The sequence below is a fragment of the Chryseobacterium sp. RR2-3-20 genome, from assembly GCF_017808115.1.
In the GTDB taxonomy this organism is placed as follows: Bacteria; Bacteroidota; Bacteroidia; order Flavobacteriales; family Weeksellaceae; genus Chryseobacterium; species Chryseobacterium oryzae.
This window is the reverse complement of record NZ_JADQBD010000040.1, coordinates 17,461-29,763: the sequence shown is the minus strand read 5'-3', so window position 1 is coordinate 29,763 and position 12,303 is coordinate 17,461. Positions and strand designations below refer to the sequence as shown.

Below are 12,303 nucleotides of genomic sequence, written 5' to 3'. Positions count from 1 at the left end.
TAAGTTGTTCATTGTAAATGTATTATGGCTAATTCAATTTACTGATTTTCAATCAAATGAACAACTTTTTACTTTTTTATTTCATAATGCACAACGGGTAATGTTAAGTATTATATTGTAGTGTAACAGCGTTACCATATTTTTCAAAATTTGGTTTGTAAACGATCATTTAAATGTCTAATTCTTGAGCATATTTTTCAGCAATGGTGTCAATAACTTTTGCACCATAGGTAATCATTAACGTATCAACAACTTAAAATAAAGTTGAATAATGGGAACGGAATGTATAATATGGGCGTCGAAAACCAATTCTAAAATAATCTACAAATAAAACTTCTATTATTACAAAATAAATCCCTTATTTTAGAATAATATATTTTTAATTATATTTACTATAAAATTTCTAGAGATGATAATAAGAGAAGCTAAAACTGAAGATATAAAACAAATCCAAATAGTTAGAAATGCCGTAAAAGAAAATGCACTTTCAAATCCAAATTTCGTAACAGATAAAGATTGTGAAGAATTTATAACTGAAAGAGGAAAAGGTTGGGTTTGCGAAATTGAAAATAATATTATGGGATTTTCAATTGTTGATTTAAAAGAAAACAATATTTGGGCATTATTTGTACATCCCGATTATGAGAAAAAAGGAATCGGAAGATTGCTTCATAATATTATGCTAGATTGGTATTTTAATCAAACTAAAAAAAATGTTTGGCTTGGTACAGCTCCAAACACGAGAGCGGAAATTTTTTATAGAAAAAGTGGCTGGAAAGAGATTGGAACGCATGGAAATGGAGAAATAAAATTCGAAATGACAGAGGAATATTGGGCTAAAAATAATTAATAATACAGTTAATACTACTAATACTACTTTTAATTTGCTTAAAATAAAATTATTCAATTCAACCTTCTGTGACTTCGTCAATTCTTTTTCCGTTAATTAAACAACAATTAAAAATTATGAAAATTATCAAACAAAAAACATTAAATGAAATTCAAAAAAAAGAAATTCTTGAACTCTGGAACAACGAATATCCCGAAAAACTCACCTATAAATCAATTGAAGATTTTGAAAATTATTTGAATAAACTTACCGAACAAAACCATTATTTGCTCATTGATGAATATAATAAGATTAACGGATGGGCAACAACTTTTAAAAGAGAAAATGAAACTTGGTTTGCCATAATTATTTCAGAAAAACTTCACGGAAAAGGCATTGGAACAAGAATTTTAGACACTATTAAAGAAAATGAAAACGTTTTAAACGGCTGGGTTATTGATGGTGATTCAGACAAAAAATCGAACGGGAACAATTACCGTTCGCCTTTAGAATTCTATATTAAAAACGAGTTTGAAGTGCTTAGTGACACACGTCTGGAGCTGGAAATAATGTCCGCAGTAAAAATTAAATGGGTAAAATAATTTAAAAACAAAATATTGTTTTATTCCAAAATTATAAAAATAGAATTGGGTAGTTATTTAAAGATTTGTTTAAATAAAATATTGTTAGTTATCATTTTTTTATAAATTTACAATCTAAAACAACTTTTAGATGACACAATGAGGAATCAAAATTAAAATTTTGATAACTATTTCTGTATAACTAACAACCATTATTTGAATTTTAAAAATTAAAATTCAACATAATTTTTATAATAAAAAAAAGATTTAATATGAATGATTATAGACTCTCTAATGAAGTTTGGAAACCTATTGAATTTGACTTTGAATTTACAAGCAACAGTCGTTGGGAAATTTCTAATTTGGGAAGAGTAAGAAGTTTTAACAGAGCTTCGGATGGTAGAATTTTGAATGGTTCTTTAACAGAAGGCTACAGAGTGATAAGACTTAAACTTTATAAACCAAGAGAGGAAAAAGATCAGGAGAAATTCGACGAACTTAAAAAAGAAATCTCAGATCTGCACAAAACCCGAAGAGAAAAAATTGCCGAAAAAGATTTTTCTCACAATATTGAAAGACTCACGAAACTTATCGAGAAAAAGAAAAACGAACTCAGCAAAAAACTGGATCGAAATCTAAAAAAAAGAACTATAAACCACCATTTTATGATCCACAGAATGGTTGCCACTTATTTTCTTCCTAAAACAAATCCTAATGCGACAATTGTTGGACACTTAGATTTTGATAAACTTAACAATCAGGCGAACAATCTAAAGTGGATGACTCCCGAAGAAAACTTCCTCCATCAAAGTAAAAGCCCAAAAGTAATTACCGAAAAAAAATGGAAGAAATATACCCAGAAAAAGAGACAAAGCGGGATGAAACTTACATCTACACAGGTAATTCACATTAAACAACAGCTTAAAAGAAATAGACCTTACAAACAGATTGCTAAACAGTTCAACATTACGTCCATGCAAATTTGGAGAATAAAAAGCGGTGAAAACTGGGCACATGTTGAAATCCCTGACTAAAAAAAGTCTTTGGCTTCTTTTTCAACAATCATTTAATTCAAATAAAAAGTTTCACGATACCGAATTAAGAATCTAACCATAAAAAAATACAAATTGAAAAAATAAAAGGTATGGAATGCTTAGAATGTGGTGAAAAAATCTTAGGAAGATCAGATAAAAAGTTCTGTGACGACAATTGCAGAAATGCTTTCAATAATAAGCAAAATAAAGATTCTACCAATCTCATGCGTAATGTGAACAACAAATTGCGTCGTAATTACAGAATCTTGTCTGAAATAAATACAGAAGGAAAAACAAAATTTCCTAAATCTAAACTCGATGGCTTAGGTTTTGATTTTAATTATTTTACTAACATCAAAATTTATAAAAACGGTTCAGAATACAAGTTCATCTATGATCAGGGCTACAAAATTCTGGAAGATGATTTTGTTTTGATTGTCAAAAATTAATTATGAAAGAGACAGTACTCATCACAGGAGCAAGCGGAGGAATAGCAAAAGTTCTTTCGGCAAAGCTAAAAGAAAATTATTCGATCCGATTTCTTACGAGAAAAAAAAGAGCTGAAAATGAGTTCGAATGGAATTTGGAAAATCAAACTGTAGATGAGAAGGCTTTTGAAAATGTTAATCATATAATTCATCTTGCAGGAGCCAATATTTCTGAAAAAAGATGGAGCGAAGAACGAAAAAAAGAACTGATTTCCAGTAGAATTAATTCCGCAAAACTGATTTTTGAGACTTTAAAAAAGAATAATCAAACAATACAATCTTTCATTTCTGCATCGGGAATAAATTATTATGGAACAGAAACTACCGAAAAAATTTTCTCAGAAAACGATCCTCCGGGAAATGATTTTTTAAGTGAAGTTGTAATAGCATGGGAAAATTCAGCAGACCAATTTTACACTGAAAATATCGCTGAAAGAGTAGTAAAAATCCGAACAGCTGTAGTTTTATCCGAAAAAGAGGGGGCTCTCCCAAAAATTTCAGCACCAATTAAATTGGGAATTGGTTCACCAATAGGTTCTGGCAAACAGTATGTACCGTGGATTCACATTGATGATATTTGTGGAATTTACGAATACGCTTTAAAAAACAATGAACTACACGGAGTTTACAATGCTACTTCACCAGAGCATACCACAAATGAAAATTTAACCAAACTCATTGCGGAAATCCTTAAAAAACCTTTATGGATGCCGAATGTTCCGGGATTTATGCTAAAACTGATTTTTGGTGAGTTATCTACCATTTTATTGAAAGGTTCCAGAGCATCTTCGGATAAAATACAGAAATTAGGATATCAATTTAAATTTCCAAATCTTAAAATGGCATTAGAAGATTTATTAAAAAAACAATAAAAAAGTATTATGAAAAAGAAATTTTCAATTATAGCTCTTACGCTTTTCTCTGTTTTTTATTTTTCACAAAATACTGAAAAATTGAATGATCATAAAGCAGCTGAATTTTTCAAAACTCATTATAAAAAGAAAAATTATAAAAAATTCGAAGGTAAAATGATGGTTCAGAATCATGTAATTTCCTTTGATAATAAAACAATTTATTACGATAAAAATGATAAAATCGTAGCGACAATATTAAAGCAGGGTCTTATTTATCCACAGCTTTTAACCGATTATCAGATGCAGAAATTTTTGGATGAAACAACCGATAAAACTCAGAAAAGATTTCTCAAAATGCAGAAAGATCCTAAAGCTTCTTTCGATGTAAATAATATCGAACTGAGTGATTTTTCAGAAATTTCTACTGGAAAATTAAATAATAAAGTGCGTAGATTTAAGGTAGATTTAAGGGATAACCGATTAAACACCCATTCTATCTATTATTTTGAATTAACCAACGATAATGCCTCAGAAAACCTATCACTGGAGAATTTCATTTTGGGTTCTAAGCTTACTTATATTGGTAATTAAATAAAATTTAGGCACCTACATACAATGTTACACCAACTATTTATAATTAAAAGAGACTATCAATTTTTTGATAGTCTCTTTTTGTTTGTATCAAAATTTTGTTACCTTTGTGAAATTCAGTTATAAAAATTGTGTTGCAACACAATTTTTATAACTTATTATATGATCCATAACTTTAGAATCATTAGATTTTTGTTGATAAATGATTCTTTTATAACACATTATGTAACTCATTAAAATAAAAAATATGAGTAATACAAAATTTAAGGTTGATGATGTTTCTTTGTTAAACTCTAAACTTGATATTAAAATGTATGTAAATAATGTTAAATCTAGTGAACCAATTACGATTGTGTATTTAAAAACAGGGTTAGTTAAAGCTTCTCCTGATTTTATAACTAAACTATTTGAATTATCCAAAGATTAACATCTATTACAAACTTTAAGATAAGAAGAAGGATTATATAATCCTTCTTCTTTATTTGATACATATTATATATCCGTTTATAAATATAATTATAAAATCGAATTATTTTATCATTAACTGTTTGTAGATCAAATTACAACCTTTAATGTTTGATAAAAGGTACATAAACCTTTCACTTGGACTCATTTTTCTTGTGTTATGTCTAAATACAAATTCATAAACATATTTTTGAAGATGTTTTCTTGAAACAACTCTATAAATTCCAATAATACTACGCTTTAAATTCCCCCAAAAATTTTCAATACAATTTGTGCTTGTATTACCATTCACATATTCTTTCTTTCCATGATTAACGATTGAATGGTCATAATATAAATGTAAATCATTATAAGCTTTCCATTCATCTGTATAAACTGTTTCAAAGGCATTAATTGTCTTTAATATGATTGGCTCTAATTGTTCAGCACTTACAGATTTTACAACATGAGCTACAACTTTTCCACCTCTTTGAATCATTCCCAAAACAGGAGTTTTGTCTTTAAAACTACGTCCTTGTGAATGTTTTACTTTTTTGTCTGCATGACGATTTTTATTTTTTCCACCAACATACGTTTCATCAATTTCTACTTCTCCAGATAATACATGGTTGTTTTCAAATTTTGAACATTCTCTTAATCTTTTAAGAATGAACCATGTTGTTTTTTGTGTCACATTAAGCTCTCTTTGTAATTGCATTGATGATAAACCTCCTTTGTGGCTTGTGAATAACCATATTGCCGCAAACCATTTACGTAGTTTAAGATTTGAATTCTTAAATATTCCAATATTTTTTATTGTAAAATATTTTCCTGTGTTCTTACATTTGTATTTGTTCCCTTTACATTTATAAACTTTTGAATTTTTATCAAAAGGAGAAACAGGATTTCCATCCCAAAAAATCTTTTCTAAAAAATCTACACATGTTTTTTCATTTGGAAATGCATCAGCCAATTCTAATACTGATCTGATTTTTAGATCATTAAAAATATTCATATCTTCTATTGTTAGAAGAATACTATCCGGAAAATCGTGTAATTATAAGATTGAAGCGCTAATGTTGCGCTAAAAAAACATGGGAAGAAATTTTTTATAAAAAACTCTTTATATTTGTTAAATATTACGGATATACAAAATCCTAATAGAACATTTTCGAACACATAGAAAACGTTTAACTTATTGTCTCTAACGAATCTGGTAAATTATTTAGGACGATAATAAGTAGACTGACCTACGCTATACTATTATGGCGTGGGCTGTTACTTATTTTAGTCCATGGCTTACCAGAGCCCGTTAGATAGAATTTGTTAGCAGTTCCACGCTTTCTTTATATCTAACAATAACTCTTCTTCGGAACTCAGAAGAAAACAAAATCAATTATTTATTTAATCTACGGAAACCCGTAAGGAAATTAGAACTCTACAGAATAGTTTTGTGGGGTTTAAACTTTTAAAACAATTTTAAAAAATTATGAAGAAAATTCTAGTATCAGTAGCTTTAGTTGCTATAAATTTCGTTTTCAGTCAAGTAAATCTTGAACATTCTTTTGCTGATAATGAAAATGTTTTTGTGTATAATAAAGACAATTCTACTCAATATGTTTCAATGACACCTGACAATAAGATTAAAATTTATGACTCTAATTATTCATTACAAAAAACCATAATTGTTCCAATTACTTCTGATTATGGGATGTTTTATTCTGGATATTTTGGAGCAAATACTTTCTTTATGTCTAAGCATATTTTTAACAACGATAATAAGTATGAATTTATGGTTGAAGTCTATAAAAAAAGTAGTTTTGGAGGAGCTGAATTTTTCAAACTTTTATTAATTAATGAAGATGGTAATTTAATTAAAGATTTTCATCCAACCCCATCTATTAAACAATCTTCTGAGAGTTATGAGGTTTATCATGACAATGTAAATAATGTAAACAAATTAATGATTCGTAATAGAGTTAATGGATTTGATAACCAATATGATGTATATTCATTACCAACTACTACATTAACGACAAGAGCAATTCAACTACAGAATAAACTATCTGCATTTCCAATTCCAACAAACAAAATATTGAACGTTATAAATCCCGAAAATGGAGCTAATAAAGTTCAAATTTATGATACATCTGGAAAGTTGATTATGACTAAATCATTTACTCCTAATGAAAACAAAATAGCTATTGATGTTGAGGTTTTGACTAAAGGAATGTATATCTATAAAATTGGAGATTTGAGTTCCAAATTTATTAAAAACTAAAACTATTATTTAACAAAATCTCGCTTTTAAAAGCGAGATTTTGTTAATTTTTATTGGTGTAACATTGTATGTAGGTGCCAAAATTTATTATTCTACAACGAAACAAAATTCTATATAACTTACAGTTTATCAATTTAAAAGCTTAATTTTGCAACCCGAAATAAGGAATTACCCACATGAAAAAATTAGGCGAACACAGAAAACTGCTTGGGATAGATAAAACCGCTACGTTGAAGGACTTGAAAACCGTTTACAGAAACGCAATGAAGGATACGCATCCAGACAAATTCATCAATGATGAGGCCGGCAAACTGGAGGCGGAAGAAAAAAGTAAATCTGTGATAGAAGCGTATCATTTTTTGGTAAGCATCCACGAGGAAACTCAGGAAAAGTATAAAGAGGAATATACCGAAACCATTACCACCTCCAACATCCAGGATTTTTATCTGGAAAAATCGATTTTGACAGTCCAGCATCTGAATGGGAAAATGTTTGAATACATTGGTGTACCCAGAAATACTTATATCAAAATGGTAAATTCAGATTCGCCAAGCCGATTTGCCAGACGCCATATTTATGGAAATTTTATTTACAGAAAGTCTGGTGAAGCCATGGCGGATTAATTTTCCATTTTAAAATATATGAGACTCTTAGATTTTTCTGAGAGTCTTTTTTATTTATATCATTCAAAGCCTGTTTAAATTTGTTTCGAAAACCACAAAAGTCACAAAGTTTTAATTTCCCTTAAGTTTATCAAAGTTCAAATAAGGATAATGGCTTCAAATGTTAGCTTTTTTGCTCTTTGAAAGATTTTCTTTTTTTGATTTTTCTTTTGTGACTTTGTGGTTAAATATTTTTCATAATTTTTAAACAAGCTCTAAATTAAAAACAAAAAAACCGCATCAAAAAATTGATACGGTTTCAAGGTTAAATTAAATTGAGATTAATCTACGTGTTTTGGCGTAAAGCCATCTTCACTCAGTTCTTTGTGTACGTAATCCGCTTTCATCTCAGCTTCATAATCCACTTTTTTATGTTTGCCCATTCTGCGAAGCAATGAGTCAAATAATGAATATACAATCGGAACGATAATCAAAGTCAGGAATAATGACGATGTCAAACCACCGATAATTACCCAAGCGAGTCCGTTGTTCATCTCCGCTCCTGCTCCTTTTGCTATCGCAATCGGGATCATACCAAAGATCATTGCAATGGTTGTCATCAGGATCGGGCGAAGACGCGCGTGGTTGGCCTGGATCAGCGCATCATGCGTATTGGCTCCTGCCGCCTTTCTCATATTGGCAAAATCGACAATCATAATCGCGTTCTTCGCTACCAAACCAATCAACATAATCATACCGAGCATTGTGAAGATGTTCAATGAGTTTCCTGTAATTGCCAGGATTACCATTACTCCAATCAATGCCAACGGAATCGAGAACAATACCACAAATGGATAAACAAACGAGTCATACAAGGAAACCATTACCAAATAAACCAATACAATAGCCGCCAATAGTGCGATTCCTAAAGTACCGAAACCTTCCGTCTGGTTTTCCATATCTTTACTCCAGATGTAAGTTACACCTGCAGGTTTAGTCTTTTCATTATTCATAAACTGGTCTGCCCATTCATTGGCAACATCACCCACAGGACGACCGACCACTTTAGATTTTACCTTCACAGAAGGCGCTTTATCTCTACGTTCCAGCAAACTTGGTCCAGAACCCATTTTCACATCAGCAAACTGACTTAGCCTGATTTGCTCTCCTTGAGAATTGGTAAACATCAGATTTCTTACGTCATCAATTGACTGTCTGTTAGCATCTCCAAAACGGATGTTGATATCATATTCATATTCTCCGGCTCTGAATTTTCCGTCTGTATTTCCACTGAATGCAGTCTGCATAGTCTTTCCTACACTAGCAAGATTTAAGCCTAAAGAAGCCATTTTATCTCTATCGATATTTACCTGAACTTCCGGACTTCCTGAGTCAGTTGACAATTCTGCATCTACAGAACCAGGCACTTTTTTAAGTAATTCTAGGATTCTATTCGCTTCTTTATTTGCAGTTTCGTTGTCCTGAGCCGTTACCACCATTTCGATTGGCGCGTTGTCTGCTCCCAGTAATCCGATTGGTGCTGTTTTGAACTCAACGCCTGTGAATTTCTCTTCTAAAGCTCTTTTGATTTTAGCCGATTTGATATCTGTACTTTCGTTACGTTCAGATTTATCAACTAAAATTACCTGAATCTCGGATTGATACAAAGTAGCCTGCGCACCACCGAAACCTGTGGACTGCTGACCAACTGTTGTAATCATATCTACAACATCCTTATCATTTCTAAGGTATTTTTCAACTGCCAATGTTACCTGGTTGGTTTTTTCTACAGAAGCATCTTTTGGCAACTCCATCTGGACAAGGAACTGTCCTCTGTCCACTTTCGGGAAGAATTCACCTCCGATAAATCCAAATGCCACCAACATAAAGGAAGAAATCAATATAATAAATGTTACAATAACAGTCATTATTCTTCTTAATGTCGATTTCAAACACCATTCTAAGATTCCACTAATCCAGTGTGTAAATTTCTCCAATTGTTTTTCGAACCAAAGGATAAATTTCTCAAATGGATTTTTCCCGGTCAAATGTACCAACTTACCGAATCTTGATGATAACCAAGGAATAATCGTAAAGGAAGCCAACAATGATAACATCGTCGCAATAACCACAGTAACACAGAACTGCGCCAAGATATTAGATACTAATCCTGAACTCATCGCAATCGGTAAGAATACCACCACGATTACCAATGTAATTGCAGTTACGGTAAATCCAATTTCTGAAGCTCCGTCGTATGCTGCACGGATTCTGCTTTTCCCCATCTCCATATGACGGTAAACGTTTTCCAAAACCACAATCGCATCATCCACAAGAATACCTACAACGAGTGAAAGTCCTAATAAACTCATCAGGTTTAAGGTATATCCCATCAAGTACATCCCAATCACCGTTGCTATCAACGAAACTGGAATTGAAACCATTACAATGAATGCGTTTCTGATGTTATGGAGGAACAATAACATTACCACAGCCACCAAAATAATCGCTAAGAATAAATCGAATATTACATGGTTTGCAGCTTCTAAAGTAAATTCTGTTGTATCATCTACAATATTAATTTTAACACCTTGAGCTTTATAACTGTTCTGAACCGTACCAATTGTCTTCTGAACCAATTCCGAAACCGAAACCGCATTGGCATCAGATTGTTTTTTAATCTGCATCAAAATAGTAGACTTCTGGTTGAATCTTGCTACTTTTTCTACATCTTTTTGAGTATCGAAAACAGTTGCAATATCAGACAAACGAACCTGTGCCCCGTTTTTGTTGGAAACCACAAGATTATTCATCTCTTCTACACTTTTATATTTCCCGGAAAGTCTGATGGTAGATCTTGAAGTTCTCGTCTTCAAAGCACCTGTAGGGAAATCTAGGTTTGATGAAAGAATCGCTTGCTGCACATCTGCAATCGCAAGACCATAACCCTGCATTTTCTTTTCATCCAAACTCACTTGGATCTCTCTCTCCTGTCCACCAACAAGATCAACCTGAGCAACACCGTTTACACGGGAAAAAATAGGCTCGATTTTTTTATCTAAAAGGTCGTAAAGATCTTTGTTATTCAACTTATCACTGGTGATACTTAAGGTCATGATTGGTAGATCGTCCAATGAGAATTTCTGCAACGAAGGCGGATCTGCATCATCTGGAAGATCTGCTAAAATAGCATTTACCTTTCTTTGCGCATCATTCAACGCATAGTTTACATCGGCTCCTGTGTTCAAAGTTACGGAGATCACGGATAAACTTTCGTAAGAAGATGACTCTACTTTCTTCACGTTTTCCAAAGAACCAACGGCATCTTCAATTTTTCTGGTTACCGACGTTTCCACCTCACTTGGCGAAGCTCCTGGATAAACCGTAGAAATCGTTACCATATTGGTTTCAAACTTCGGAATCAATTCGTACCCCATCATAGAGTAACTCAACAAACCACCCAATGTCAGAATCGTAAATAATACGATAACGAGCGAGGGTCTTTTAATGGATATTTCTGCTAACTTCATCTTCTCTTACTTTACGATATTGATTTTTGAACCGTTATCTAGGTTGATTTGTCCACTGGTAATCACTTGCTCACCACCGTTAAGCCCGCTTAGGATCTGGACTTTATCACCATAGACTTTTCCGGTTGTCACTTTAATTAATTTTGCTGTTCCGTTGTCGACCACAAATAATTGTCCTGAACTAACGCCGTTAACGAAAGCTTCTGCAGGAACAGTTAACATATTTTGAGTTTCAGCACCGTGATTGGTTTTGAAAATCGCAGTTGCGTACATACCAGCTTTTAGGTTTCCTCTGTTTTGAACTTCGATTTCAACTGGAAAATTCAAAGAAGCATCACTTTTAGGTGCAATGAAGGTAATTCTACCAGCGAAAGATTCTTCCGGTAAAACATTAACATTGATTTTTACTGTTTGTCCAATTTGGATTCTTCCAACTTGACTTTCATCAACCAAAACAGACAATTTCAAAGTATTGATATTAACAATTTCGAACAAAGCTGTTCCCGGTGCAACCACCATTCCTGGCTCAACCATTTTTTTGTTGATTGTTCCGCTGATGCCTGCTCTTACGCTGGTATCATTTACTCTTACGCCTTGTGCTCTCACTGCAGCCTGAGCGTTTTTCAGTTGTAATCTTGAATTGTCAAGCTGTTGTTTTGTAACACCACCTGTTTTATATGCGTTTTCATAACGCTGGTTGTCTGCAATAGCATTCTGCAAATTGTTCTGTGCCTGGGAAACATCTACCTCTATCGCATCTCTTTTGATGGTTGCAAGAACCTGACCTGCTCCAACTCTAGAACCTTCTTTTACCAAAACGTTCACAATACGACCAGAAATTTCTGAAGATTGCTTGGACTCTTGTTTTGGGATAAATGTTCCGTTTGCAGAATAATCTGTATTGATGTTTTCTCTGGTAACGTCTACCACATTCACATTGATTTTATCTACCTGCTTTGCAACTTCTTTTACTTCTGTCTGCTGCTGCTTTTTGTTATCTGCGATTTTGTATCCTGCCAAACCTATTAAAACAGCAGCTACAATAATGTATATTAAAGATTTTTTCATA

At 32.3% G+C, this 12,303-nt stretch carries 12 protein-coding genes; 9 read left to right on the top strand and 3 right to left on the bottom strand.

Annotated features, from left to right (window positions below; all coding sequences use genetic code 11):
* The first annotated feature begins 409 nt into the window (after positions 1-409).
* From IV513_RS10175 to IV513_RS10145, 7 genes are all read left to right on the top strand, one after another.
* Positions 410-850, top strand: a complete 441-nt coding sequence (locus IV513_RS10175; RefSeq protein ID WP_209390462.1) for a GNAT family N-acetyltransferase — start codon at positions 410-412, stop codon at positions 848-850.
* A 116-nt stretch (positions 851-966) separates the two neighbouring features.
* Positions 967-1,431 carry a GNAT family N-acetyltransferase gene (locus IV513_RS10170; protein ID WP_209390461.1) on the top strand — a complete coding sequence of 155 codons (465 nt, stop codon included), beginning with the start codon at positions 967-969 and terminating at the stop codon, positions 1,429-1,431.
* A gap of 251 nt (positions 1,432-1,682) precedes the next feature.
* Entirely contained in the window at positions 1,683-2,444 is a 762-nt protein-coding gene (locus tag IV513_RS10165; RefSeq protein ID WP_209390460.1) for an NUMOD4 domain-containing protein, read from the top strand.
* Positions 2,445-2,554: 110 nt separating this feature from the next.
* A complete protein-coding gene (locus IV513_RS10160; RefSeq protein WP_209390459.1) occupies positions 2,555-2,893 on the top strand; it encodes a DUF2116 family Zn-ribbon domain-containing protein in 339 nt (112 codons plus the stop codon).
* 2 nt (positions 2,894-2,895) lie between these two features.
* Positions 2,896-3,804 (top strand): TIGR01777 family oxidoreductase, encoded by a 909-nt coding sequence (locus IV513_RS10155; protein WP_209390458.1) that lies wholly within the window; start codon positions 2,896-2,898, stop codon positions 3,802-3,804.
* Between the two features lie 9 nt (positions 3,805-3,813).
* On the top strand, positions 3,814-4,377 hold the full coding sequence (locus IV513_RS10150) for a hypothetical protein (RefSeq protein WP_209390457.1): 564 nt from the start codon (positions 3,814-3,816) through the stop codon (positions 4,375-4,377).
* Between the two features lie 247 nt (positions 4,378-4,624).
* Positions 4,625-4,804 carry a hypothetical protein gene (locus IV513_RS10145; RefSeq protein WP_209390456.1) on the top strand — a complete coding sequence of 60 codons (180 nt, stop codon included), beginning with the start codon at positions 4,625-4,627 and terminating at the stop codon, positions 4,802-4,804.
* Positions 4,805-4,906: 102 nt separating this feature from the next.
* Here the strand turns inward: IV513_RS10145 and IV513_RS10140 are convergent, their stop codons facing one another.
* The gene (locus tag IV513_RS10140) at positions 4,907-5,836 is read right to left on the bottom strand and encodes an IS1595 family transposase (protein WP_209390455.1); all 930 of its coding nucleotides are present in this window, start codon (positions 5,834-5,836) and stop codon (positions 4,907-4,909) included.
* A 474-nt stretch (positions 5,837-6,310) separates the two neighbouring features.
* On the opposite strand from IV513_RS10140, the gene IV513_RS10135 reads away from it, so the two are divergent.
* Both IV513_RS10135 and IV513_RS10130 read left to right on the top strand, forming a co-directional pair.
* Positions 6,311-7,102, top strand: coding sequence for a T9SS type A sorting domain-containing protein (locus IV513_RS10135; RefSeq protein ID WP_209390454.1), 792 nt, complete (start codon positions 6,311-6,313; stop codon positions 7,100-7,102).
* A 176-nt stretch (positions 7,103-7,278) separates the two neighbouring features.
* Entirely contained in the window at positions 7,279-7,725 is a 447-nt protein-coding gene (locus IV513_RS10130) for a KTSC domain-containing protein (protein WP_209390453.1), read from the top strand.
* Between the two features lie 320 nt (positions 7,726-8,045).
* Here IV513_RS10130 and IV513_RS10125 read toward each other — a convergent pair whose 3' ends face one another.
* On the bottom strand, positions 8,046-11,234 hold the full coding sequence (locus IV513_RS10125) for an efflux RND transporter permease subunit (protein WP_209390452.1): 3,189 nt from the start codon (positions 11,232-11,234) through the stop codon (positions 8,046-8,048).
* Between the two features lie 6 nt (positions 11,235-11,240).
* Entirely contained in the window at positions 11,241-12,302 is a 1,062-nt protein-coding gene (locus tag IV513_RS10120) for an efflux RND transporter periplasmic adaptor subunit (RefSeq protein ID WP_209390451.1), read from the bottom strand.
* Between the last annotated feature and the right edge of the window lies 1 nt (position 12,303).

Excerpts from the sequence above, each read along its gene's own strand:
- IV513_RS10175 (WP_209390462.1), top strand. The coding sequence starts at position 410 with ATGATAATAAGAGAAGCTAAAACTGAAGATATAAAACAAATCCAAATA.
- IV513_RS10170 (WP_209390461.1), top strand. The coding sequence starts at position 967 with ATGAAAATTATCAAACAAAAAACATTAAATGAAATTCAAAAAAAAGAA.
- IV513_RS10165 (WP_209390460.1), top strand. The coding sequence starts at position 1,683 with ATGAATGATTATAGACTCTCTAATGAAGTTTGGAAACCTATTGAATTT.
- IV513_RS10160 (WP_209390459.1), top strand. The coding sequence starts at position 2,555 with ATGGAATGCTTAGAATGTGGTGAAAAAATCTTAGGAAGATCAGATAAA.
- IV513_RS10155 (WP_209390458.1), top strand. The coding sequence starts at position 2,896 with ATGAAAGAGACAGTACTCATCACAGGAGCAAGCGGAGGAATAGCAAAA.
- IV513_RS10150 (WP_209390457.1), top strand. The coding sequence starts at position 3,814 with ATGAAAAAGAAATTTTCAATTATAGCTCTTACGCTTTTCTCTGTTTTT.
- IV513_RS10145 (WP_209390456.1), top strand. The coding sequence starts at position 4,625 with ATGAGTAATACAAAATTTAAGGTTGATGATGTTTCTTTGTTAAACTCT.
- IV513_RS10140 (WP_209390455.1), bottom strand. The coding sequence starts at position 5,836 with ATGAATATTTTTAATGATCTAAAAATCAGATCAGTATTAGAATTGGCT.
- IV513_RS10135 (WP_209390454.1), top strand. The coding sequence starts at position 6,311 with ATGAAGAAAATTCTAGTATCAGTAGCTTTAGTTGCTATAAATTTCGTT.
- IV513_RS10130 (WP_209390453.1), top strand. The coding sequence starts at position 7,279 with ATGAAAAAATTAGGCGAACACAGAAAACTGCTTGGGATAGATAAAACC.
- IV513_RS10125 (WP_209390452.1), bottom strand. The coding sequence starts at position 11,234 with ATGAAGTTAGCAGAAATATCCATTAAAAGACCCTCGCTCGTTATCGTA.
- IV513_RS10120 (WP_209390451.1), bottom strand. The coding sequence starts at position 12,302 with ATGAAAAAATCTTTAATATACATTATTGTAGCTGCTGTTTTAATAGGT.